Raw genomic sequence first — 21,702 nt, 5'->3', positions numbered from 1 at the left:
GGACCTCTTTTGCATGCGTGATCACGTGGTTGCGGTCGATATCGGCACAGGCAGCGCACGCGCTGGTGTCTTCACCGCGGGCGGTTCGCTGCTGGGTAAAAGCGAACATCCGATCCTGATGAACCGCCCGCGCGAGAACCACGCCGAGCATGATTCCGAAGACATATGGACTGCCGTCTGCACCGCCGTTCGCGAAGCCGTGAAGGCATCCGGCGTTGCCGCATCCGCTATCGGCGCGATCGGCTTCGATGCGACCTGCTCGCTGGTCGTGCGCGATCGCGATGGCGGGCAGCTCACGGTTTCCACCGGTGGAGAGAAGAGATTCGATACCATCGTCTGGCTCGATCATCGGGCACTGGCCGAAGCGGATTACTGTACGGCGACGAAGCACGCGGTTCTTGAATATTCCGGCGAGTTCATGTCGCCGGAAATGGAAATGCCGAAGCTGATGTGGCTGAAGGAGAACCTTCCGGAAAGCTGGGCCCAGGCCGGCTACTTTTTCGACCTTGCCGATTTCATGACCTGGAAGGCGACCGGTTCGCTTGCGCGGTCTCGCTCCACGCTCGTGGCGAAATGGAATTATCTGGCGCACCGCCAACCGGGCTGGCAGGCCGATTTTCTCAACGTGATCGGCCTTGGCGATCTGCGCGAGCGCGGCAGTTTGCCTGACGAGAGCGTTGCCGTCGGCCGATCCATCGGCACGCTGACGGTCGAGGCGGCGGAAGCGCTGGGTCTCGACCGTGAATGCCATGTGGGCGCGGGCTTGATCGACGCCTATGCGGGCGCGCTCGGCGCGCTTGCCGGCCATGCCGGCGATGCCGACATGCTGGAGCATCAACTGGCGTTGATTGCGGGAACCTCGAGCTGCGTGGTTTCCTTTGCGCGGGAGCGCAAGCGCAGCACCGGCATGTGGGGTCCCTATTACGAAGCCGTCTTTCCGGGCATGTGGCTTGCCGAAGCCGGACAATCTGCCACCGGCGCGCTCCTCGACCATATCGTCAGCATGCATGCAGCCGGCGGACATCCGACGGCGGAGTTGCACGATCGTATCGTCCGGCGGATTGCCGAGCTCAGGCTTGCGGAGGGTGATTCCCTCGGCGGGCGTATCCATGTGCTGCCCGATTTTCACGGCAATCGCTCGCCGCTTGCCGATCCGCATGCATTGGGCGTCATCAGCGGCATGACGCTGGACGCCTCCTTCGATGGTCTTTGCCGGCTATACTGGCGCACCAGCGTCGGCATTGCACTCGGCATTCGTCATATCCTGGAGCGAATGCGGGATTACGGCTATGTGCCCGACACGCTGCATGTCGCTGGCGGCCATGTGAAGAATTCGGTGCTGATGGAACTCTACTCCGACGTGACCGGCTGCAAGGTCGTTATCCCGAAGATGAACGAGACGGTCTTGCTCGGCACGGCAATTGCCGCCTCGGTCGCCTGCGGTCTCCATGAAAGCCTGGGTGCGGCCGGTGCTGCTATGTACCCGGGCGGTCACGAGCGGCTGCCGAATGCCGAAAAGAAGGAACTCTACGATCGCGATTACCGGCGCTTCCTCGCCATGTACCGCCACCGCGCAGAACTGGACGCTATGGGATAGGCGGCTTACCGGAGCGGCGCCCGGGCGAATATACCTTGAAGTTCTTCTATGCGGCGCGTTCTCATTTCCGCCGCTTCACCTGCCGCGTGAGCGACTGAAATCGCGAGATATTCCATCAGCGCCATTATGGCTGAAAGGTTTTCGCGGCTATTGGCTCGTTGTGGCGGCAAGGATAGCGTGATGTTTGCGAATTCATGCGCCCATTCAGTGAATTGACCGGTTACCAGCAATACCTTGCAGCCCGCGCGACGAGCCGAGCGCGCCAGAAGACGCGATGAGATGAAGCTCGGGGAGTCGATGACAACGAGCAGCGCATCCTCGGATGGCTCGCCGAACAGCTCGATATAGCTGCCATTGGCGCCGTCGAGGAAAAGGACTTGATCACGGGCAAAGGTCAGGCGGTCGCGGAAATAGTGGCCGATCCCCGCGAGACTGGGGTGGGAGGTTATGAAGACATTGCCGGAGGACAGAATTGTCGCAACCGCGTCGCGCCATTGCGGCTGGCCGGCGAGGTTGTAGATATGCTGCAGCATCTCGACCTGTTCGGCAATTTGGGTTGCAAGCGGGCGACCTTCGCTTGCGTCCTTCTGAAGCTGTTCGAGGATATTGGGCAATTGCGACGTGAGGCTCGGTGCATTTTCCTTGAGATGCACCTTTATCCCATCCAGACCGTGATAGCCGAGCGACCGCAGAAACCGCCCTACCGTCATCGGGCTCAGTTCCAGCCTGTCGGCAACGGAGGAAGCCGTCTCGAACGGTAGTTCATTCAGATGCTCGGAGAAATACTTAGCAATTCTTCGTTCGGCTGGAGTGCCGATCTTTATATATTGTCTAAGTTTCTGACTAAGGTCTTCCAAGTTTTGCGCCCCTTTAGTGGTCTTTTCGATGTTCTGTTGCGTCAACTTCTATGTCAATTGGCCATTCAATTTCGATCGGGTCGCCGATCTTGTTGCGGTTGTTGTTCTTAATGTGGCGTACAGGATATATTAGTGCAAACTGTATTACAATAATTCAAATTTTTAATTGGCACATTCATATATCTGCACGGGATATTGATATTGATGCAACCGCTTCTTAAGTGTCCAACTGCCACCAAAAGAGGTAGACCGAATGATTGGCCTTGCTGCCCGCCTCTCCCTGGAAAATCTCTTTGCGCCGGAGACGCGCAAGGTTTTCTGGAAGGTTCTGGGTCTCACATTGCTGGCGCTTCTCGTGCTCTGGTTCGTCCTGCGAGGCGCCTTCAATTCTTTCGTATTGCCTTGGCTGCAGGGCTTTATGCCGTCCACCTCGGATTGGACGGGTTGGCTTACGCTCTTCCTCGCCATCTTCGCCGGCATCGCATTGGCATTGGCCATGGCGCTGCTGATTTCGCCGGTCACGGCCCTGATTGCCGGACTCTTTCTCGATGATGTCGCCGAGGTTGTAGAAAAGCGCGACTATCCAGGCGATGCGCCGGGAACGGCGATGCCCATCGTCGCGGCGATGAAAAGCTCGGTGCGGTTTCTCGGCGTCGTCATCGTCGGCAATATCGTGGCGCTGTTCCTGCTGTTCATTCCGGGCGTCAACCTCATCGCCTTCTTTCTGGTGAACGGCTATCTGCTCGGACGCGAATTCTTCGAATTCGCCGCCATGCGCTTCCGCTCACCGGACGAGGCGCGGCAATTCCGCGTCAAGCACGCCTTCACGGTCTTTCTGGCGGGCCTGGTCATCGCGGCCTTTCTGGCAATTCCGCTTCTCAATCTGCTGACGCCGCTCTTTGCCGCCGGCATGATGGTGCATCTGCACAAGCTGATTTCGCATAAGGAAGCGAGCCCGCGCCTTCGATAGGTTCAGCCCGCTACTTCAGCCCCGATGATCTGCGCCGGAAGTTCGACCAGGGGAGCGGGGATGTCCCAGGTCTTTTCCGGCGAGCGACAGAGGTCTGCGATCACGCAGCGCTCGCATTCGGGCTTGCGCGCCTTACAGACATAGCGGCCATGCAGGATCAGCCAATGGTGCGCATGGTAGAGATATTGATCGGGAATGATCTTCATCAGCCGCTGCTCGACTTCGTCGGGCGTCTTGCCAGGGGCGAGCAACAGCCGGTTGGCGATGCGGAAAATGTGCGTGTCAACCGCCATCGTCGCCTGGCCGAAGGCCATGGACAGGACAACGTTCGCGGTCTTGCGGCCGACGCCGGGTAGGGTTATCAGCTCCTCGCGCGTCCGCGGCACCTCGCCACCGAAATCGGTGATCAGCTTTTCCGAAAGTGCTACGACATTCTTCGCCTTGTTGCGGTAAAGGCCGATCGTCTTGATGTATTCCCGAATGCGCTCCTCGCCGAGATCGAGCATCTTCTGCGGCGTGTCGGCAACGGCAAAAAGGGCGCGCGTCGCCTTATTGACGCCGGCATCCGTCGCCTGTGCTGAAAGCGCGACGGCGACGACGAGCGTGAAAGGGTTGACGTGCTCCAACTCGCCCTTCGGTTCCGGCCGCTGGATGGAGAAGCGGCGGAAGATCTCTTCCAGGTCCGCCTTGGAATAGAGGCTTTTGGCCGCCGGCTTGCGGCCTGCGGTCGCATTTGACTTTTTCACGGTTTGGGCGCTGGATTTGATCTTTGGATTTGCCATAAACGACCTATACTCAAGTCCTATGACGGAACGCAACGCCGATACGGCTGCAGACGGCAACAGGCCGGTTTTTGCCGCCGAACTGTTTCCCCATCGCTCGCTGCCGCGAAAGGGGTTCAGGGTCATGCTGGCCATGGCGGGCGGCTTCTGTCTCATCTACACTATTCTCTTCGTCACGCGAGGCGCCTGGCCGATCGGGATTTTCTTCGGCGCTGATTTCTTCCTGCTCTATGGCGCCTTCTGGCTGAATTATCGGTCGGGCCGCGTGCGCGAAGAGGTGACGATATCGCGCACCAATGTTTCCATCCGCAAATTCTCGCCGACGGGCCGCATGGTGGAACATGATTTCAATCCGTTCTGGACGCGCTTCCTTGTTCGCCGCCACTGCGAGATCGGGGTCGTGTCGATGCATGTCCGCGACAGGAGCCACGACACCGATGTCGGTTCCTTCCTCAATCCGGAGGATCGCGAGAGTTTCGCCAAAGCCTTCAAGCGGGCATTGGCGACCGTGACACAACGGATATGAGCGGTCTTCCCAAACCGGCGGTATCACATTTTTGCAGAGAGACCACTTGCGCAAGAAACGGGTGGTTTTAGCCCTCTTGTCGTGGTTTTCTCCTTTTTAAGGAGAAAGATCATGAACGCGATTGCACAGCTGAAGAAAGACATCACCCCGGAAGGTCAGGACTACGACACCGTGCGGGAGGTCATCGAGCTCATCACCGAGGAATATCGCGACCAGCCATCGCTGGAGATGCTCGCCGAGAGGCTCGGCCAGTCGCCGACACAATTGCAGAAGACATTCACGCGCTGGGCCGGGCTGTCGCCCAAGGCCTTCCTGCAGGCCGTCACGCTCGATCATGCCAAACGCCTTTTGCGCAAGGAGGATCTGCCGCTGCTCGAAACCTCTTTCGAGGTCGGCCTTTCCGGTCCGAGCCGGCTGCACGATCTTTTCGTTACGCATGAGGCGATGTCGCCGGGCGAATGGAAGGCAAGGGGCAGCGGTCTGGTGATGCGCTATGCGTTTCACATTTCGCCCTTCGGTCTCGCTTTGATCATGGTCACGGATCGCGGCCTTGCCGGTCTCGCCTTCAGCGATTCCGGCAATGAGAAGGCTTGCCTCGCCGACATGACCTGCCGCTGGCCGAATGCCGAGTTCATCGAGGATCCGAATGCGACGGCACCTTATGCGGCACGCATCTTCGAGCGCTCGAACTGGTCGAGCGATCAGCCGCTGCGCGTCGTGCTGATCGGCTCGGATTTCCAGCTCCGCGTCTGGGAAAGCCTGTTGAAGATTCCGATGGGCCGTGCCGTGACCTATTCCGACATCGCAAGGGATATCGGTCAGCCGACGGCCATGCGGGCCGTGGGCGCTGCCGTCGGCCGCAACCCAATCTCCTTCGTCGTGCCCTGTCACCGCGCGCTCGGCAAGAACGGGCAGCTCACGGGCTATCACTGGGGGCTAACGCGCAAGCGGGCGATGCTGGGGTGGGAGGCGGGAGATGCTTGACGGTTGCTGCAATAGGCCTTGAGTTTTTGGAGAGTACACACCCCCCTCTGTCGCCGTCGCGACATCTCCCCCACAAGGGGGGGAGATTGGTAATCCGCGGTACTCTCTCACTTCAAAGCAAACCTTGAATTTGCTGGAATTGCCATTGTGGAGTGTCTGCCAAGAGGCAGCCGCAAACTCCCTATGATCTCCCCCCATGTGGGGGAGATGTCCCGACAGGGACAGAGGGGGGATGCACTCTCCGCAAACTCAAATGCAATTGTTCAAGCCGCCTTCGCCATAGCCATCTGCAGCAGCGCCTTGGCAGCGCTCTCATCCGTAATCAAAGTATTGCAGCCGATGCGTTTGATGGTGGCGCTGATCGCCTGCGCGCGGTGGGCGCCCCCGGAGGAGATCACGATGTGCTTTGCCTTTTTCAGCGTATCGAGATCGACGGACATGACGCGCTTGTTAATCGGGTGATCGACCGAATTGCCCTCGGCGTCGAGGAAGTTGAACATGGTGTCGCAGACGCAACCCATGTCGATCAATTCTTCCAGCTCGCGCTTCGAGATGAAACCCTCCGAAAGGGAGGTCGATTGCGGACCGATATCGCCGCAGCTGACAATGGCGAGATCAAGGTTCTCCGCTAGGCGGTAGATAGCCTCCAGTCCGCATTTTTCGATCAGATTGCGCTTGGTTTCGACAGAATCGACAAGCAGCGGCGCCAGGAACATGTAGCATTCCGCGCCGAGCTGGCTCGCCAGACGCCATGTATAGTCGATCGGGTTGGTCTGGTGGACGGCGACGATGCCGCCGAGCAGGGAGACCACCTTGCAATTGTCGCGGCGAGTCGGACGGAAGCTCGCGAGCGAAGCGGTCATCGTCCGGCCCCAGCCGACGCCGATCGTATAATTGTCGGGGATGGCCTCCGTCAGGAACTGGCCGAGCGCCAGGCCGACGCTCTTTGCCTGAGCGTTGACATTGCCCCCGGCGGGCTCGGGAACGACGATCGCCTCGTCGAGCCCATAGGTGCGTTCGAGCTTGATCGCCAGTTCCACGCAGTCGTCAATGCCTTCGGTGATCCAGATTTGCACTTCGGCGCGGCGCATGGCCTCGTCCAGCAGGCGGATGACCGTGGTGCGGCTGATGCCGAGCTGCTCGGCAACGTCCTTCTGCGTCAGGCCCTGATTGTAATAGAGCCAGGCGGCGCGAAGCCTCAGGGAGGAGGTCTCCGAATAGGCGGTATGGGTTCCGCGTCTCAGTTTGGCCACAGGTCCTCCGGCAAGATTGTCGCACACGTCATTTAACGTCAAGATCCGCCTGAGAGCGAAATGTGGCTATGGCGGATGACAGGAGCAGGCGAGATCGGCTCTTCTGCCGCCGATATTCTATGACATGAAACTTATGTCAATCGAATTGCACAAATGTCCTTGACTTTTCCGTGCGAGATTGCTGATAGTCGGCGCTGAGGAATTCGGTCTTGTCCAGTCGAGGAGGACAATGTGCGAGTGCTGCCGCGAGCAAGTGCCAGGCCGGACGGGGAGCCATATAGGGCGCCCGATGCCGGCGGAAAGCTTGTTTTCGGAAGGTTGTCTCCTCATCGCTCGGCCGTTCACCGGAAATGGAACTTTCGCTGTTTTTATCCCGTTACCGAAACATAGGAGAAGGAAGGCCGCACTCCCCTGACGCCTTCGGTCCCGCCCGGCGCAAGACCGGATCTGCCGCCCGACATCTCCCATCCCAATGGGCCTCATTCAACAAGGATACCTGTTATGACTTCCAAGCTTGATCAACTCCGCGCCATGACGACGGTCGTGGCCGATACCGGCGATATCGAGGCAGTCGCTCGCCTGAAGCCGGTGGATTGCACCACCAACCCGACCATCGTGCTGAAGGCGCTCGGCACGCCGATGTTCGCCGATGCGATCAAGGAAGCCGTTGCCTGGGGCAAGAAGCAGGGCGGTGCCTCCGAAGCCGTCGTTGCCGCCGTTGCCGACCGTCTGGCAATCTCCGTCGGCGCAGCGCTCTCCGGTCTCGTTCCCGGCCGTGTCTCGACGGAAGTTGATGCTGATCTCTCCTTCAACACCGAAGCTTCGCTTGCCAAGGCCCGCGCTATCATCGCCGCCTACAAGGAGCGCGGCATCGAGCGCGACCGCATCCTGATCAAGCTCGCCTCCACCTGGGAAGGCATCCGCGCCGCCGAAGTGCTGCAGAAGGAAGGCATCGACTGCAACCTGACGCTGCTCTTCAGCAAAGCCCAGGCGATTGCCTGCGCCGATGCCAAGGCATTCCTGATCTCGCCCTTCGTCGGCCGCATCCTCGACTGGTACAAGAAGTCGACCGGCAAGGACTACACGGCTGAGGAAGATCCGGGCGTCATCTCGGTGCGCGACATCTATCACTATTACAAGGCCAACGACATCAAGACGATCGTCATGGGCGCCTCCTTCCGCAATACCGGCGAAATCGAAGCGCTGGCCGGCTGCGATCGCCTGACGATCAGCCCGAACCTGCTCGACGAACTTTCCAAGGACGAAGGCAAGCTGGAGCGCAAGCTCTCGCCGGAGCCCAAGGGCTCGGTCGAAAAGATCGCCGTCGACGAAAAGACCTTCCGCTGGATGATGAACGAAGACGCAATGGCAACCGAGAAGCTTTCCGAAGGCATCCGCGCTTTCGCCAAGGATCTCGGCACGCTGCGCGCCATGGTCAGCAAGGAACTGCAGCTCGCCGCGGCTTGAAAGTGAGATTGGCTCTCTCTTTGGGGAGCTATGATTTGAGAGGGGTGTCGCAGGATGCGGCGCCCTTTTTATTTGGGGTGATAGGTTGAGACTTTGAGTTTGCCGCACCGGTGTACCCCCCTCTGTCACTTCGTGACAGAGGGGGGTATCGCAGATGCGAAGTATGCGATGACCTACCGATCCCCAATAAACTCCGCCCTGATCTTCTCCGACTGCCCGCCGATCGTCGGCGCCGCCATATCGTTCTTGGCACGGACGCCATTCACCCGGATCGGGCTTGCCGTCGTGCGTACCGAGGCGCCGTTATCGCGGGTTACCGTCTGCAGCATATCGAGCTGGCGGAAGGCCGCGCTTTGCAAGAGCTTTGGCCAGTCGAGCACTTCGGCCGCCCAGATGTCTGCTGGTTCCAAGAGATCGAGCCACTCGCGAACCGTCTTTTCCCCCAGGCTCCTGGCGATCATGCCCTTGATCTCGTCCCGACGCTGGAAAGCATCATCCGGCGTGTAACCGGCAAGAGCGGGCAGATCGAGCAGCGACGCGAGTTTTTCCAGCGGCATCATCGCCAGTGCCAGCCAGCCATCGGCACAGCGATAGACGCCATACGGCGCCGCGAGATAGGCGTGGGCATTGCGCACGGCGGATTTCTTCGGCAGTCGACCGCCGTCGTTCAGATGGGTGGTTAGCACTTCGAACTGGAAATCGACCAGCGCCTCCAGCAAGCTCGTCTCAACATGCACGCCGCGGCCGGTGACGCCGCGGCGCACCAGTCCGGCAAGGATGGCCTGAACCAGGAGATTACCGGCCAGCATGTCGGCGACGGCGAGGCCGAAGGGCACCGGCCCGTCATCCGCCTCGCCATTCAGCCACATGACGCCGGAGCGGGCCTGGGCCAGCAGATCCTGCCCGGGGAAATGGCGCCATTCATTGTCGGGGCCGTATCCGGTGATGCTGCCATAGACGACGCGGGGATTGATCGTGGCAACGGCGGCATAGTCGAGGCCAAGCCTTTCGATGACGCCGGGGCGGAAATTCTGGATGACGACGTCGGCCTTGGCGATCAGCGCGCGCAGTTCCTGCAGGTCGCCTTCATCCTTCATATTGACGGCAAAGCTCTCCTTGCCGCGGTTGATGGCATGAAACAGCGTGGAGTCGCCGCCGATCTCGGTGTCGCTGAGGTAGAGCCGGCGGCAGAGATCGCCGCCATCGGGCCGCTCGATCTTGATGATCCTCGCGCCGAGATCGCCGAGCCGTAGCGCCGCCATCGGGCCGGCAAGAAACTGGCTCATATCCAGCACGATGATGCCGGAGAGCAGGCCCTCTTCGTTATCCTTGGTCATGTCAGACTTTCAGCGGCGGCGCGTCCGCGGGCCGGCCGTTCCTGTAGCGCACGGTCTGGATATGCTCGCAATAGAGCACCAATTCGCCTTCGCCCTTGAAGACTTCGTAAGAAGAGCGGATCAGGCCGAGCTCGGCATATTTCGGCTGCTTATCGAGATTGGTGCGGATGGTGTAGATCGTCTCGCCGATGAAGGTAGGTTTGATGAAGCGCAGTTTGTCGTATCCATAGGAAAAGGCGTTGACGCAATTGGTGGCGACAAGCCCAAGCCCGGCGGAAAAGACGAAGGCGCCGGCAACGAGCCGCTTGCCGAACAGGCCCTCGGTTTCGGCGAAGATCTGGTCGCTGACGTAAGGATGCATGTCGAGCACCAGGGCGTTGAACTGCTGGGATTCGCCTTCTGAGATCGTGCGACGCAGCGAGCGGATCCTGTGGCCGATTTCGAAATCTTCGTAGAACCAGTTTTCCGCATTCCAGACAGGAATCTCGGCGTGATCGGCCGGCATGGTCTTCGGACAGGTGCTGGATATGCCGACGGTGGCGGTCATGGCATGTCTTTCGATGGAAAACCTCCGATCTCAGAGAGACCAGAGGCGCTTGGCATTGAGGTGATAGAGCCGGCTGCGTTCGTCGGTGCTTACGCCTTGCATCAGCGCGTGAGTGGCTGCGACCCAGGTGGAAAGATTGCCGCCGAGCGTACAGACTGGCCAGTCGCTGCCCCAGATGACGCGGTCCCAGCCGAAGCTTGCGATGCAATGTTCGACGAAGGGACGCAGCGTTTCCGGCGTCCAGCTGTCCGGATCGGCATAGGCGACGACGCCGGAAATCTTAACGGTGACATTCGGGCGCTTCGCCGTTTCCGTGATCGCCGCCGCCCAGCTTTCGCTGAAGCCATCCTTCACCGCCGGTACGCCGCAATGGTCGAGGATGAAGCGGATATTGGGATTGAGGTCAATGAGCGCAAGCGCCTTGGACATCTGATTCGGTAGGACACAGAGGTCGAAGGTGAGCCGCGTGCCGCCGAGCCGCTTGAGGTTCTCGCGGAAGAGGGCGTCCTCGGAGACGTCATCTGGCACGACATGCAGTACACGGCGGAATCCTTTGACGAAGGGATCGGCAAGTACGCGTTCGAGATAGGCGGGGAAGTTCGTGCTCTCAGGACGGCAGGCGGCGATGGCACCCCTGAGGAGGCTGCCGGGCTCACGGCTTACGCTTTTGACGTAGTCGGTTTCCCGCTCGATATCATCCTCGGCGACGTCGACCTCCATGTGAAGCGTATCGGTGATCCCAAGCCGCTTGGCCTCGCGCGCATAGTCTTCATAGAGGCTGTCGCGATTGAGCGCGCCGGCGCCGGCCAGCCAGGGATAGGCGAGACGTTTCCGGTCGACGATGTGCAGATGGCTGTCGAAAAGCATGACGTTCCTCCCATACCCGCTTACTCAACATATACTCACATAAGAATAGTTTATTCAAATAAAAATTATAACTCGGCCCTATCCACTGTGCCGGCCACGGTTTCGGAGATTTGCTTGGCGGCTTCCCGTACATATTCGACCACCTGCTCGCGCGTAGGCGCCTTCGGGTTCACTGGCTCGATATAGGGGCAGGTGAGGGCGGCAAGGGCGTTGCCGTCCATCGCCAGCACGGGCGCGGAAATATTGTGTACGCCGCTCGTCTGCAGGCTGCTCATCGTTTCGAAGCCCTTTTCACGAATTGCTGCGAGCTTTTCCTCGAGATCGGCAGGCGGCTCCTCCGGATCCTGTTCCTGGCGTCTCTGCTCGTTGATCATCATCTGGCGCTGCTTTGCATCCCGGAATGCCAGAAGTATATGGCCGGAGCCGGTATTATAGAGATTGATCTGCGCGCCGACGCGGATGGAGATGCCCCAATAGGTCGGCGAATCCTGCTGCGCGATGACGACGACAGAACCGCGGTCATAGATGGCCAGATGGCAGGCCTGCTCGGCACGGTTGGAGAATTCGCGCATCAGCGGTGTGGCGAAGGAGACGAGGCGGCGCACCGGCGCATGATAATGCGCAAGGCCGAAGAGCTTCAGCGTCAGATAGAAACGATCGCCATCCTGCCGCTGCACATAGCCGCGCCGTACGAGACGATCGAGCATGCGGTAGAATTCGTTGGGGCTCTTGTTGAGCGCCTTGGCAATCTCGGCCTGCGTCAAGCCGCCGTCGATCGTCGCCAGCAGCTCCAAAATGTCGAGCCCCTTGTCCAGCGCCGGTGCGCGGTAGCGATCACTGTCGTCTTCTATGCTCATCAACAAGTCCCCCGTGCGAAGAAACATGAATCATCATTCATATATGAATGAAGACATTTTACAAGCGCGCGATCGCGGCTTGACGGCCAATGAATAAGATGTTTACTTATAAATCATTGATCCATATTTGGGTCGAGAGGGCAATCGGGCAAGGGGTCCGATTTTAAGGGAGGAAGTTCGATGAGGAATTGGAAGGCCGGTCTTGCTGCCGGCACGATGGCATTGCTTGCCGGCACAGCGGTCTTCGCCGCCGATCTGCCGGGCAAATTTCCGGGCGTGACGATCGACGCCAAGCTCATCGGCGGTCAGCAATACGAGCCGCTTTACGCGCGCATCGCCGAGTGGGAGAAGGAGACGGGCGCCAAGGTCAACATTCTCTCGAAGAAGAACCATTTCGAACTCGACAAGGAAATCAAATCGGACATGGCCTCGGGCAGCATCTCCTGGTGCGTCGGCTCGAACCACTCGTCCTTCGCGCCGCAGTATCCCGATCTCTATACCGACCTCGGCAAGCTGCTGCCGAAGGAAGAAATTAGCCAGTTCGTCGATTCAACCATCCAGGCCTCGACCATCGACGGCCGCCTGATCATGCTGCCGCGTGCGCAGTTTGACGTTTCGGCGCTCTACTATCAGAAGAGCCTCTATAGTGACGAAGCCAAGAAGACGGCGTTCAAGGCGAAGTACGGCTACGATCTGGCGCCCCCGAAGACGTGGAAGGAAGTCTCCGATCAGGCGATCTTCTTTTCCAACCCGCCGAACTTCTTCGGCACGCAATTCCCCGGCAAGGAAGAAGCGATCAATGGCCGCTTCTATGAGATGCTGGTCGCCGAAGGCGGTGAATATCTCGACAAGGACGGCAAGCCTGCCTTCAACTCCGAAGCCGGGGTGCGCGCGCTCGACTGGTTCGTCAACATGTACAAGGCCAAGGCCGTTCCGGCCGGCACGACCAACTATCTCTGGGACGACCTCGGTGCCGGCTTTGCCTCTGGTTCGATCGCTCTCGATCTCGACTGGCCGGGCTGGGCGACCTATTTCAATGATCCGAAGTCTTCGAAGATTGCCGGCAATGTCGGTGTCGTTGTGCAGCCCGCCGGTTCCTCGGGCAAGCACACCGGCTGGTCCGGCCATCATGGCTTCTCGGTAACGGAGGCTTGCGCCCACAAGGATGCAGCCGCCTCGCTCGTCTGGTTCCTGACGAATGACGACTCGCAGAAGCTCGAAGCCGCCAACGGCACTCTGCCGACCCGCAAGGCCGTATGGGATTGGGATATCCAGCAGGCTGCATCCGACCCTTACAAGAAGGAAGTGCTGAGCACCTTCCAGGAAGCCATGAAGTATGCCTTCCCGGTTCCGCGCACGCCGCAATGGATCGAGATTTCCAACGTCGTCTATCCTGAGCTTCAGGCCGCGATCCTTGGCGACAAGAGCTCGAAGGAGGCGCTTGATGCCGCTGCGCAGAAGGCAACCGATGTTCTGAAGGACGCTGGCGCCCTCTAAGCGGTGCACTCGAAATCCCGCGCGTCTCGGGCGTGCGGGATTTCCGCAAAACTGAGTTCGAGAATGGTTTTCGATCGGCACCGCAACGGGCCGGTCTGCCCTGCCGGTTTGCTGCCGGCTTCTCGGTCCCAAGCAATCCATTCCACGCAGTCCGGGCCACGCTGCCGAGGAATGCCGACAGGTGCAAACCATGCTCAAAAGAATATCTCCACCGGTCCTGCTTCTTCTTCCGGCGATCATCGTCCTCGTGGCTGTGGTTCTGTTTCCGCTGCTTCTGTCCTTCTATTCCAGCTTCACGCCCTTTCGCCTGACGCGGCCGGCGACGCTCTTCACCTTCATCGGTCTGCGCAACTACATGCGCATCCTGTCTGATCCGGTGTTCCTGGCCGCCTTCGTGCGCACCGTCGTGCTTTTGACGATCGCGCTCAATCTGGAAATGCTGCTCGGTTTGGGATTGGCGATTCTCGTCAACAAGGCGACGCACGGCAAGCGCGTGCTGCGCACGCTGATGATGTTTCCGATGATGTTTTCGCCAGTGCTCGTCGGCTTCCAGTTCAAATTCATGTTCAACGACAATGTCGGCATCATCAACAATGCCCTGCAGTCGCTAGGGATCACGGAAACGGCCATTCCCTGGCTCATCGACGGCAATCTGGCGCTGCTCTCCATCGTCATTGCCGAAGTCTGGTCGTCGACCTCGGTGTTCGCGATCCTCATCCTTGCGGGCCTGCTCGCCATGCCACAAGAGCCGGTCGAGGCCGCCAAGGTAGATGGCTGTACCAGCTGGCAGACCTTCCGCTACGTCACCTGGCCATTCCTGATGCCGTTCGCCTTCATCGCCATGACGATCCGCTCACTCGACGTTGCCCGCGCCTACGACATCGTCAAGATCATGACCGATGGCGGGCCGGCGCGGCGCACCGAGCTGATCTGGACGCTGGTCGGGCGCACCGCCTATGCCGATGCGCAGATGGGGCTCGCCAATGCCATGGCTTATGTCTCGATCATTCTTTCTATCGTCTTCACCGTCTATTTCTTCCGTAAGCTGGCGCTTGCCCGCACCCAGATCGGAGCGGAGTGGTAATCATGGATCGCAACGCTCAACAACGCCTGCAGCGCCGCCTCTGGAAGATCGCCTATCTCATCGGCCTTTTCATCGCGATGCTTATCATCTGCCTGCCCGGTTTCTGGATCGTCATCAGTTCGCTACGGCCGACCGTGGAAATCATGGCGAAGCCGCCGGTCTGGATACCGCAGGAGCTGTCGCTGGAAGCCTATCGCGCCATGTTCAGCGGCGTCGGGCAGGGCGGCATTCCCGTCTGGGATTATTTCCGCAATTCGCTCATCATCTCCGTCACCTCAACCGCCATTGCGCTCGTCATCGGCATGTCCGGCGGCTATGCCTTTGCTCGCTTTCGTTTCGCAGGCAAGTCAGCCGTGTTCCTCGGGCTGATGCTGACGCGCTCCGTGCCCGGCGTGGCGCTATCGCTGCCGCTCTTCATGGTCTATGCGCGGCTCGGGATCATCGACACGCATTTCGGCCTCATCCTCACCTATGTCGCGCTGAACGTGCCGTTCACGATCTGGCTGATCGACGGCTTCTTCCGGCAGGTGCCGAAGGATCTCGCCGAGGCCGCGCAGATCGACGGCTGCACGCGCTGGCAGGCGTTCTGGCAGGTGGAATTTCCGCTCGCGGGCCCCGGCATCGCATCGGCCGGCATCTTCGCATTCCTCACCTGCTGGAATGAATATGCTCTCGCCTCGCAGCTGACGCGTTCCGTCGATTCCAAGACGCTGCCGGTCGGTCTCCTCGACTACACGGCCGAATTCACCATCGACTGGCGCGGCATGTGCGCGCTGGCTGTCGTGATGATCATTCCGGCTCTCGCTCTCACTTTCATCATTCAGAAGCATCTGGTGTCGGGTCTGACATTCGGTGCGGTCAAAGGTTGATCTCCATGGCTCAGGTTTCCCTCAAAAAACTCGTCAAGCGCTACGGCGCGCTGGAAATCGTCCACGGGATCGATCTCGACATCGCGGACAAGGAGTTCATCGCGCTTGTCGGCCCGTCCGGCTGCGGCAAATCGACGACGCTGCGCATGATCGCCGGCTTGGAGGATGTGTCCGACGGCACGATCGAGATCGGCGATACGGTCGTCAACGACCTGCCGCCGCGCGATCGCAACATCTCCATGGTGTTCCAATCCTATGCGCTCTATCCACATATGACCGTGCGCGAGAACATGGGTTTCTCGCTGAAGATCGCCAAGCAGCCGCAGGCCGAGATCGACCGGCGCGTCAACGAGGCCGCTGGTATTTTGAGCCTCGAAGCGCTGATGGATCGTCGTCCGGCGCAGCTTTCCGGCGGCCAGCGCCAGCGCGTTGCCATGGGCCGCGCCATCGTGCGCCAGCCGGAGGTCTTCCTCTTCGACGAGCCGCTATCGAACCTCGATGCCAAGTTGCGTACGCAGATGCGCACCGAGATCAAGAAACTGCATGCCAAGGTGCAGTCGACGGTAGTCTACGTTACGCACGATCAGGTCGAGGCCATGACGCTGGCCGACCGCATCGTCATCATGCGCGACGGTCACATCGAACAGGTCGGCACGCCGGATGAAGTGTTCAAGCGGCCCGCCACCCGCTTCGTTGCCGGCTTCATCGGCTCGCCACCGATGAATATCGAAGAGGCGACGCTGAAGGCAGGCGAACTCATCTTCAAGAACGGTGATCGTCTGCCGCTGCCGAACCAGTTTGCCGGCAAGGTCAGGGAAGGAGAAAAGGTCGCTTTCGGTCTTAGGCCCGACGATATCTTCCCGACCGGCCACGGCCTGCATTCGGGCGCGGAATCTGCCGTCTACGAGCTGACCCTGCCGGTCGCCATCACCGAACCGCTCGGCAATGAAACACTCGTCTTTGTCGAATTCGCCGGGCGCGAATGGGTGACGCGCATGCTCAATCCGCGCGCGCTGAAGAGTGGCGAGCGGCTGAAGATGAGCTTCGATCTCAGCCAGGCGCATCTCTTCTCCGCCGAAACCGGCAAGAGCCTGGCAAACTGAGGAATAGCTCCATGGCACGTATCGAGAAAATTGAATTGCGCATGGTCGATCTGCCGCCGAAGGTGAAGCGGACGGATGCGATCCAGAGCTTCGTCAGCCAGGAGACGCCGATCGTCACCATCACCGACAGCGATGGGGCGGTTGGTACCGGTTACAGCTATACGATCGGCACCGGCGGCTCGTCCGTCATGCGGCTGCTGTCCGACCATCTGGTGCCGCTCTTGATCGGCGAGGATGCCGATTGCATCGAGGCGATCTGGCACAGACTGGAATTCGCCACGCATGCTACGACGATCGGTCCCATCACGGCGCTGGCGCTTGCGGCCATCGACACGGCACTTTGGGATCTGCGAGCCAAGAAGCAGAAGCTGCCACTCTGGAAGCTTGCCGGTGGCGCCAAGGATCGGTGCCCGCTCTACACGACGGAAGGTGGCTGGCTGCATATCGAGAAGGAAGCTTTGGTCGAAGACGCCCTGCAGGCGAAGGCCAAGGGCTTTTCCGGCTCGAAGGTGAAGATCGGCAAGCCGCATGGCTCCGAGGATTACGACCGGCTGGCCGCGATGCGTCTGGCACTCGGCTCCGGCTTCGAAATCATGACCGACTGCAATCAGGGCTTCACCGTCGATGAGGCGATCCGCCGGGCAGCACGCTTGAAGGAGCTGGACCTCGCCTGGATCGAGGAGCCGCTGCCGGCCGACGATCTCGATGGCCATATCCGGCTGACACGATCGACGGCGACGCCGATCGCGGTCGGCGAATCCATGTATTCGATCCGGCATTTTCGCGAATACATGCAGAAGGGTGCCTGCTCGATCGTGCAGGTGGATGTCGCCCGCATCGGCGGCATCACGCCCTGGCTGAAGGTGGCGCATGCCGCCGAAGCCTGCGACATTCCCGTCTGCCCGCATTTCCTGATGGAGCTGCATGTCAGCCTCACCTGCGCCGTGCCGAACGGCAAATATGTCGAATACATCCCGCAGCTCGACGATCTCACCACCAAGGGCATGGAAATCGTCGATGGCAAGGCGGTCGCCCCATCGGAGCCCGGTATCGGCATTGCCTGGGACTGGGATGCCGTGAAGGCGCGCTCGATCGGCGAATTCACCCGGGAAATTCACGGCTGAGGAGGAGCTGGCCATGCAGCGGATGGGAATGGTGATCGGCCTGAAGCCGGCCAAGGTGGCGGAATACAAGGCGCTTCACGCGGCCGTCTGGCCCGAGATCCTGGCGCTTATCTCCGAATGCAACATCACCAACTATTCGATCTTCCTGAAAGAGCCGGAAAACCTGCTCTTCGGCTATTGGGAATATGTCGGCACGGATTTCGAGGCCGATATGGCGAAGATCGCTGCCAGCCCGAAGAACCAAGAGTGGTGGTCCTTCTGCATACCCTGTCAGAAGCCCTTCGAGACCCGCAAAGAGGGCGAGTGGTGGGCCATGATGGAGGAGGTGTTTCATCATGATTAGAAACTGGAGTGGAACGGACCGCGAAGCGGTCACCTCCCCCTCAAGGGGAGGCTGAGATGAGCTTCGATCCCAAATCCCTTCGCCAATGGTGGCCGAAGCCGTCGCATCCGCGTCCGATCGTGATTTTCGGTGCCGGCAGCATCGTCGGTGACGCGCATCTGCCTGCCTATAAACAAGGCGGCTTTCCGGTCGCGGGCCTCTACGATCCAAACACCGAGAAGGCGGTGGCGCTGGCTGCTCGATGGGGTATTCGAGTTTTCGCCTCAGAGGCAGAAGCCCTTGCCGTCGATGGCGCGCTCTTCGATCTGGCGACGCCGCCGGCAGCGCATGCGACGATCCTTTCGAAGTTGCCGCGCGGTTCCTTCGCGCTGATCCAGAAACCGATGGGCAGCGATCTTGCCGGCGCCTCCGAAATTCTGCGGGTCTGCCGCGAGCGGGATATCAAGGCGGCCGTCAACTTCCAGCTTCGCTTCGCGCCGATGATGCTGGCGCTCTACGACGCCGTGAACAAAGGGTATCTCGGCGAGGTCGTCGATTTTGATGCTTGGCTGGCGCTTGCGACACCCTGGGGCCTCTGGCCGTTCCTGAAAGGCCTGCCGCGGATCGAGATCGCCATGCACTCGATCCACTATTTCGATTTCATTCGCGGGCTGCTCGGTAATCCTCAAGGGATCCACGCCAAGACCATCGGCCATCCCAATCACGATGTCGCGCAGACGCGGACGGCGGCGATCTTCGATTATGGCGACAAGGTTCGCTGCGTGCTCTCGGTCAATCACGACCATGATTTCGGTCGCAAGTTCCAGGCTTGTGAGTTTCGCATCGCCGGCACCAAGGGGGCGGCCTATGTCAAGCTCGGTGTCAATCTCGACTATCCCAGCGGGGAGCTGGACGAACTCTGGATCCGCCCCGAGGGCGGCAGCGATTGGATCGAGGTCAAGCTGGAAGGCGCCTGGTTCCCGGATGCCTTCGTCAATCGCATGGCCAACCTGCAGCGTTTTGCATCCGGCGAGGATCAGGAGCTGATCGGCTCCGTCGAGGATGCCTGGCAGACCATGGCGCTCGTCGAGGCCGCCTATCAATCGAGTGCCGCGCCAGCGACGCCGATTGCCGAACTTCCAAAGGCTTGAGCAATGGCAGAACAAACCCTCTATTTCGAAGATTATGAAGTCGGCCACCTCAGGGTGACCACGGGACGGACGATCACCGAGACGGATTTCGTTGTCCACGCCGGCCATACCGGCGATTTCTTCCCGCATCATATGGATGCGGAATTCGCCAAGACCTTGCCCGGCGGCCAGCGCATCGCGCATGGCACGATGATCTTTGCGATCGGCGTCGGACTGACGGCCTCGCTCATCAATCCCGTCGCCTTTTCCTATGGTTACGATCGGCTCCGCTTCGTCCGCCCGGTGCATATCGGCGATACGATCCGCACCCGCGTTACCATCTCGGTGAAGGAGGATGATCCGAAACGGCCGGCTTCCGGTCGTGTGGTCGAACGTTGCGAAGTGCTGAACCAGCGCGACGAAGTCGTGCTTGCCGCCGATCATATCCTGGTCGTCGAGCGCAAGCCGGGCGCGGGGAAGGCATGATGGTAAAACTTAAGGGAATGACCTGGTCGCATCCGCGCGGCTACGATCCGATGATCGCCTGCTCGAAGGTGTGGCGGGAAAAGACCGGTGTCGAGATCAGCTGGGAAAAGCGCTCGCTGCAGGATTTCGAGACGTTTCCGGTGGAGGAGCTTGCCGCGCAATACGATCTCATCGTCATCGATCATCCGCATGTCGGCCAGATCACGCGCGAGAACTGCCTGCTGCCGCTCGATGATGCAGGCTATGCGGAGGAAATTGCCGCGATCGCCGCCGGCACCGTTGGGCGCTCCTATCCGAGTTACAACTGGCATGGCCGGCAATGGGCCTTTCCGCTCGATGCGGCAACACAGGTGCAGGCCTATCGGCCCGACCGGCTGAGTGCGCCGGTCAAGGATCTCGCCGAATTCGTGACGCTCGCCAAGGAAGGCAAAGCGATCCTGCCGATGCGGCCGCCGCATTCACTGATGACTTTCATCACGCTGGCTGCCCACCTCGGCACGCCCTGCAACATCGAAGGGCCGGATTTCATTGTCAGGGCCGATGGCGAAGCGGTGCTCGACTGGATCGCGCAGCTCGTTTCGGGCATGGATGCCAGCTGCTATGAAATGGATCCGATCGCCGTGCTCGACCTGATGGGCCAGCCTGACGGCGCCTATGTGGCGTCGCCGTTCATCTATGGCTACGTGAACTATTCCTTTGCCGGATTCAGGCCGGCGCGGATCGCTTTTGCAGATATGCCCGTGATCGATGGACGCGCGCCGAATGGCTCGGCACTCGGCGGCACCGGCATTGCGGTGTCGGCACGCACGCAAGCGCCTGAAGAGGCGAAGGCCTTTGCGCGCTGGATTGCGAGCGGGCCGGTGCAGGCGGGTGTTTATGCAAGTGGCAATGGTCAACCCGGCCATGCCGACGGCTGGGTCAGCGATGCGGTCAATGCGCCGGCGCTCGATTTTTACCGCGACACGCGTGCGACGCTGGAAGGAGCCTATGTGCGGCCGCGGCATGATGGCTACATGGCATTTCAAAGCGATGCATCCGAGATGATTAGCAATGGACTGCGAAGCGGCGAGCGGCATACAGTCCTCATCGACAAACTGAATCATCGCTTCGCGCAGTCTTTCGAAGCGTAGCGAGGTTGCGCCAACTGATTGTTATAGCATGATCTTATCCGAGGTTTCGGCTATGCAGCCAGCGGCATGGATGGGGTCATGGTTCCCGAAGAAAGGATCAGGATTATGGGTCACGGGTTGGAAGGCAAGAAGGTCGTCATCACGGCGGCGGGGCAGGGCATCGGCCGGGCGTCGGCAGAGCGCTTCATCTCGCTTGGCGCACACGTCTACGCCACTGATATCAACGAGCAGACGCTCTCGACGCTTGATGGCGCGACCAAACATGTGTTGAACGTGCTCGATAGCGCCGCCGTCAAGGCCTACGCGGAAGAACTTGGCCCGATCGACGTGCTCTTCAATTGCGCCGGCTTCGTCCATGCTGGCACGATCCTGGACTGCGAGGAAAAGGATTGGGATTTCTCCTTCAACCTCAATGCCAAGGCGATGTACACGACGTGCCGGGCCTTCCTGCCGGGCATGCTGGAAAAGGGCAAGGGGTCGATCGTCAACATGTCCTCCGTTGCTTCCAGTGTGAAGGGCGTGCCGAACCGTTTTGCCTATTGCGCCTCCAAGGCTGCCGTGATCGGCCTGACCAAATCGATCGCCGCCGATTTCGTCGCCAAGGGCATCCGCGCCAACGCGATTTGCCCTGGCACGGTCGATAGCCCGTCGCTGCATGAGCGGCTGAAGGCAACCGGTGACTACGAGAAGGCGATGAAGGACTTTATCGCCCGCCAGCCGATGGGCCGCATCGCGACTGCCGAAGAGATCGCCGCGCTGGTGACCTATCTCGCCGGCGACGAGGCGGGCTTCACGACAGGCCAGATCCACGTCATCGACGGTGGCTGGACGGGCTGAGGCTGCATTTTGAGGGTCGAGGCCCCGTATTGCGGGGCTTCCTTTTATTTGCCACTCTCGTCGGCGAATCGTTGTT

General features: G+C 60.1%; 22 protein-coding genes. 15 read left to right on the top strand and 7 right to left on the bottom strand.

Annotation, left to right across the window (positions count from 1 at the left end; genetic code table 11):
• Nucleotides 1–13: 13 nt before the first annotated feature.
• Nucleotides 14–1,597 (top strand): FGGY-family carbohydrate kinase, encoded by a 1,584-nt coding sequence (locus I8E17_RS13710; protein WP_069615965.1) that lies wholly within the window; start codon nucleotides 14–16, stop codon nucleotides 1,595–1,597.
• Nucleotides 1,598–1,602: 5 nt separating this feature from the next.
• On the opposite strand, the gene I8E17_RS13705 is transcribed toward I8E17_RS13710, so the two are convergent.
• A complete protein-coding gene (locus I8E17_RS13705) occupies nucleotides 1,603–2,454 on the bottom strand; it encodes a MurR/RpiR family transcriptional regulator (RefSeq protein ID WP_069615966.1) in 852 nt (283 codons plus the stop codon).
• Between the two features lie 253 nt (nucleotides 2,455–2,707).
• Here I8E17_RS13705 and I8E17_RS13700 point away from each other — a divergent pair, with 253 nt between their 5' ends.
• A complete protein-coding gene (locus tag I8E17_RS13700) occupies nucleotides 2,708–3,424 on the top strand; it encodes a sulfate transporter family protein (RefSeq protein ID WP_069615967.1) in 717 nt (238 codons plus the stop codon).
• Nucleotides 3,425–3,426: 2 nt separating this feature from the next.
• On the opposite strand, the gene nth is transcribed toward I8E17_RS13700, so the two are convergent.
• The gene (nth, locus tag I8E17_RS13695; protein ID WP_069615968.1) at nucleotides 3,427–4,206 is read right to left on the bottom strand and encodes an endonuclease III; all 780 of its coding nucleotides are present in this window, start codon (nucleotides 4,204–4,206) and stop codon (nucleotides 3,427–3,429) included.
• 22 nt (nucleotides 4,207–4,228) lie between these two features.
• On the opposite strand from nth, the gene I8E17_RS13690 reads away from it, so the two are divergent.
• Together I8E17_RS13690 and I8E17_RS13685 are read left to right on the top strand one after the other, a co-directional pair.
• Complete coding sequence (locus I8E17_RS13690) at nucleotides 4,229–4,732, top strand: DUF2244 domain-containing protein (RefSeq protein ID WP_069615969.1); 504 nt, start codon at nucleotides 4,229–4,231, stop codon at nucleotides 4,730–4,732.
• A 111-nt stretch (nucleotides 4,733–4,843) separates the two neighbouring features.
• Nucleotides 4,844–5,716 (top strand): bifunctional helix-turn-helix domain-containing protein/methylated-DNA--[protein]-cysteine S-methyltransferase, encoded by an 873-nt coding sequence (locus I8E17_RS13685; protein WP_069615970.1) that lies wholly within the window; start codon nucleotides 4,844–4,846, stop codon nucleotides 5,714–5,716.
• A gap of 263 nt (nucleotides 5,717–5,979) precedes the next feature.
• On the opposite strand, the gene I8E17_RS13680 is transcribed toward I8E17_RS13685, so the two are convergent.
• On the bottom strand, nucleotides 5,980–6,969 hold the full coding sequence (locus tag I8E17_RS13680; protein WP_069615971.1) for a sugar-binding transcriptional regulator: 990 nt from the start codon (nucleotides 6,967–6,969) through the stop codon (nucleotides 5,980–5,982).
• 501 nt (nucleotides 6,970–7,470) lie between these two features.
• Between I8E17_RS13680 and tal the strand changes: the two genes are divergently transcribed.
• Nucleotides 7,471–8,436 (top strand): transaldolase, encoded by a 966-nt coding sequence (gene tal, locus I8E17_RS13675; RefSeq protein WP_069615972.1) that lies wholly within the window; start codon nucleotides 7,471–7,473, stop codon nucleotides 8,434–8,436.
• 173 nt (nucleotides 8,437–8,609) lie between these two features.
• On the opposite strand, the gene I8E17_RS13670 is transcribed toward tal, so the two are convergent.
• The 4 genes from I8E17_RS13670 to I8E17_RS13655 form a co-directional block, all read right to left on the bottom strand.
• On the bottom strand, nucleotides 8,610–9,773 hold the full coding sequence (locus I8E17_RS13670) for a CaiB/BaiF CoA-transferase family protein (protein WP_069615973.1): 1,164 nt from the start codon (nucleotides 9,771–9,773) through the stop codon (nucleotides 8,610–8,612).
• Between the two features lies 1 nt (nucleotide 9,774).
• Complete coding sequence (locus I8E17_RS13665) at nucleotides 9,775–10,320, bottom strand: MaoC family dehydratase (RefSeq protein ID WP_069615974.1); 546 nt, start codon at nucleotides 10,318–10,320, stop codon at nucleotides 9,775–9,777.
• A 30-nt stretch (nucleotides 10,321–10,350) separates the two neighbouring features.
• Entirely contained in the window at nucleotides 10,351–11,187 is an 837-nt protein-coding gene (locus I8E17_RS13660) for an amidohydrolase (protein ID WP_113367091.1), read from the bottom strand.
• Nucleotides 11,188–11,252: 65 nt separating this feature from the next.
• Nucleotides 11,253–12,044: an IclR family transcriptional regulator gene (locus I8E17_RS13655; protein ID WP_069616023.1), complete on the bottom strand. Its 792-nt coding sequence runs from the start codon at nucleotides 12,042–12,044 to the stop codon at nucleotides 11,253–11,255.
• Nucleotides 12,045–12,224: 180 nt separating this feature from the next.
• Here I8E17_RS13655 and I8E17_RS13650 point away from each other — a divergent pair, with 180 nt between their 5' ends.
• The 10 genes from I8E17_RS13650 to I8E17_RS13605 all read left to right on the top strand — a co-directional run bounded on the left by I8E17_RS13650 (nucleotide 12,225) and on the right by I8E17_RS13605 (nucleotide 21,626).
• Nucleotides 12,225–13,541, top strand: a complete 1,317-nt coding sequence (locus tag I8E17_RS13650; RefSeq protein WP_069615976.1) for a sugar ABC transporter substrate-binding protein — start codon at nucleotides 12,225–12,227, stop codon at nucleotides 13,539–13,541.
• Between the two features lie 190 nt (nucleotides 13,542–13,731).
• Nucleotides 13,732–14,625: a sugar ABC transporter permease gene (locus I8E17_RS13645; protein WP_069615977.1), complete on the top strand. Its 894-nt coding sequence runs from the start codon at nucleotides 13,732–13,734 to the stop codon at nucleotides 14,623–14,625.
• 2 nt (nucleotides 14,626–14,627) lie between these two features.
• Complete coding sequence (locus I8E17_RS13640; RefSeq protein ID WP_069615978.1) at nucleotides 14,628–15,494, top strand: carbohydrate ABC transporter permease; 867 nt, start codon at nucleotides 14,628–14,630, stop codon at nucleotides 15,492–15,494.
• 5 nt (nucleotides 15,495–15,499) lie between these two features.
• Nucleotides 15,500–16,597 carry a sn-glycerol-3-phosphate ABC transporter ATP-binding protein UgpC gene (ugpC, locus tag I8E17_RS13635; RefSeq protein ID WP_069615979.1) on the top strand — a complete coding sequence of 366 codons (1,098 nt, stop codon included), beginning with the start codon at nucleotides 15,500–15,502 and terminating at the stop codon, nucleotides 16,595–16,597.
• Nucleotides 16,598–16,608: 11 nt separating this feature from the next.
• Nucleotides 16,609–17,721: a mandelate racemase/muconate lactonizing enzyme family protein gene (locus I8E17_RS13630; RefSeq protein ID WP_113367092.1), complete on the top strand. Its 1,113-nt coding sequence runs from the start codon at nucleotides 16,609–16,611 to the stop codon at nucleotides 17,719–17,721.
• A gap of 13 nt (nucleotides 17,722–17,734) precedes the next feature.
• A complete protein-coding gene (locus I8E17_RS13625) occupies nucleotides 17,735–18,064 on the top strand; it encodes an L-rhamnose mutarotase (RefSeq protein ID WP_069615981.1) in 330 nt (109 codons plus the stop codon).
• A 56-nt stretch (nucleotides 18,065–18,120) separates the two neighbouring features.
• Complete coding sequence (locus I8E17_RS13620) at nucleotides 18,121–19,194, top strand: Gfo/Idh/MocA family oxidoreductase (protein ID WP_069615982.1); 1,074 nt, start codon at nucleotides 18,121–18,123, stop codon at nucleotides 19,192–19,194.
• A gap of 3 nt (nucleotides 19,195–19,197) precedes the next feature.
• Nucleotides 19,198–19,659 carry a MaoC/PaaZ C-terminal domain-containing protein gene (locus I8E17_RS13615; protein ID WP_069615983.1) on the top strand — a complete coding sequence of 154 codons (462 nt, stop codon included), beginning with the start codon at nucleotides 19,198–19,200 and terminating at the stop codon, nucleotides 19,657–19,659.
• A complete protein-coding gene (locus tag I8E17_RS13610) occupies nucleotides 19,656–20,789 on the top strand; it encodes an extracellular solute-binding protein (protein WP_069615984.1) in 1,134 nt (377 codons plus the stop codon). The genes I8E17_RS13615 and I8E17_RS13610 overlap by 4 nt, the downstream gene beginning before the upstream one ends.
• Before the next feature lie 105 nt (nucleotides 20,790–20,894).
• Nucleotides 20,895–21,626, top strand: coding sequence for an SDR family oxidoreductase (locus I8E17_RS13605; protein ID WP_069615985.1), 732 nt, complete (start codon nucleotides 20,895–20,897; stop codon nucleotides 21,624–21,626).
• Nucleotides 21,627–21,702: the final 76 nt, after the last annotated feature.

The sequence above is a fragment of the Rhizobium sp. AB2/73 genome (assembly GCF_020871915.1).
Lineage (GTDB): Bacteria > Pseudomonadota > Alphaproteobacteria > Rhizobiales > Rhizobiaceae > Rhizobium > Rhizobium dioscoreae.
Note: the sequence above shows the minus strand (reverse complement) of the source record. Positions and strands in the feature narration are given on the sequence as shown.

Bases quoted from the DNA above. Each gene is read 5' to 3' on its own strand.
- I8E17_RS13710 (WP_069615965.1), top strand. From the start codon at position 14: ATGCGTGATCACGTGGTTGCGGTCGATATCGGCACAGGCAGCGCACGC.
- I8E17_RS13665 (WP_069615974.1), bottom strand. From the start codon at position 10,320: ATGACCGCCACCGTCGGCATATCCAGCACCTGTCCGAAGACCATGCCG.
- I8E17_RS13610 (WP_069615984.1), top strand. From the start codon at position 19,656: ATGATGGTAAAACTTAAGGGAATGACCTGGTCGCATCCGCGCGGCTAC.
- nth (WP_069615968.1), bottom strand. From the start codon at position 4,206: ATGGCAAATCCAAAGATCAAATCCAGCGCCCAAACCGTGAAAAAGTCA.
- I8E17_RS13615 (WP_069615983.1), top strand. From the start codon at position 19,198: ATGGCAGAACAAACCCTCTATTTCGAAGATTATGAAGTCGGCCACCTC.
- ugpC (WP_069615979.1), top strand. From the start codon at position 15,500: ATGGCTCAGGTTTCCCTCAAAAAACTCGTCAAGCGCTACGGCGCGCTG.
- I8E17_RS13605 (WP_069615985.1), top strand. From the start codon at position 20,895: ATGGGTCACGGGTTGGAAGGCAAGAAGGTCGTCATCACGGCGGCGGGG.
- I8E17_RS13670 (WP_069615973.1), bottom strand. From the start codon at position 9,773: ATGACCAAGGATAACGAAGAGGGCCTGCTCTCCGGCATCATCGTGCTG.
- I8E17_RS13650 (WP_069615976.1), top strand. From the start codon at position 12,225: ATGAGGAATTGGAAGGCCGGTCTTGCTGCCGGCACGATGGCATTGCTT.
- I8E17_RS13645 (WP_069615977.1), top strand. From the start codon at position 13,732: ATGCTCAAAAGAATATCTCCACCGGTCCTGCTTCTTCTTCCGGCGATC.
- I8E17_RS13620 (WP_069615982.1), top strand. From the start codon at position 18,121: ATGAGCTTCGATCCCAAATCCCTTCGCCAATGGTGGCCGAAGCCGTCG.
- I8E17_RS13625 (WP_069615981.1), top strand. From the start codon at position 17,735: ATGCAGCGGATGGGAATGGTGATCGGCCTGAAGCCGGCCAAGGTGGCG.
- I8E17_RS13690 (WP_069615969.1), top strand. From the start codon at position 4,229: ATGACGGAACGCAACGCCGATACGGCTGCAGACGGCAACAGGCCGGTT.
- tal (WP_069615972.1), top strand. From the start codon at position 7,471: ATGACTTCCAAGCTTGATCAACTCCGCGCCATGACGACGGTCGTGGCC.
- I8E17_RS13655 (WP_069616023.1), bottom strand. From the start codon at position 12,044: ATGAGCATAGAAGACGACAGTGATCGCTACCGCGCACCGGCGCTGGAC.
- I8E17_RS13640 (WP_069615978.1), top strand. From the start codon at position 14,628: ATGGATCGCAACGCTCAACAACGCCTGCAGCGCCGCCTCTGGAAGATC.
- I8E17_RS13685 (WP_069615970.1), top strand. From the start codon at position 4,844: ATGAACGCGATTGCACAGCTGAAGAAAGACATCACCCCGGAAGGTCAG.
- I8E17_RS13700 (WP_069615967.1), top strand. From the start codon at position 2,708: ATGATTGGCCTTGCTGCCCGCCTCTCCCTGGAAAATCTCTTTGCGCCG.
- I8E17_RS13660 (WP_113367091.1), bottom strand. From the start codon at position 11,187: ATGCTTTTCGACAGCCATCTGCACATCGTCGACCGGAAACGTCTCGCC.
- I8E17_RS13630 (WP_113367092.1), top strand. From the start codon at position 16,609: ATGGCACGTATCGAGAAAATTGAATTGCGCATGGTCGATCTGCCGCCG.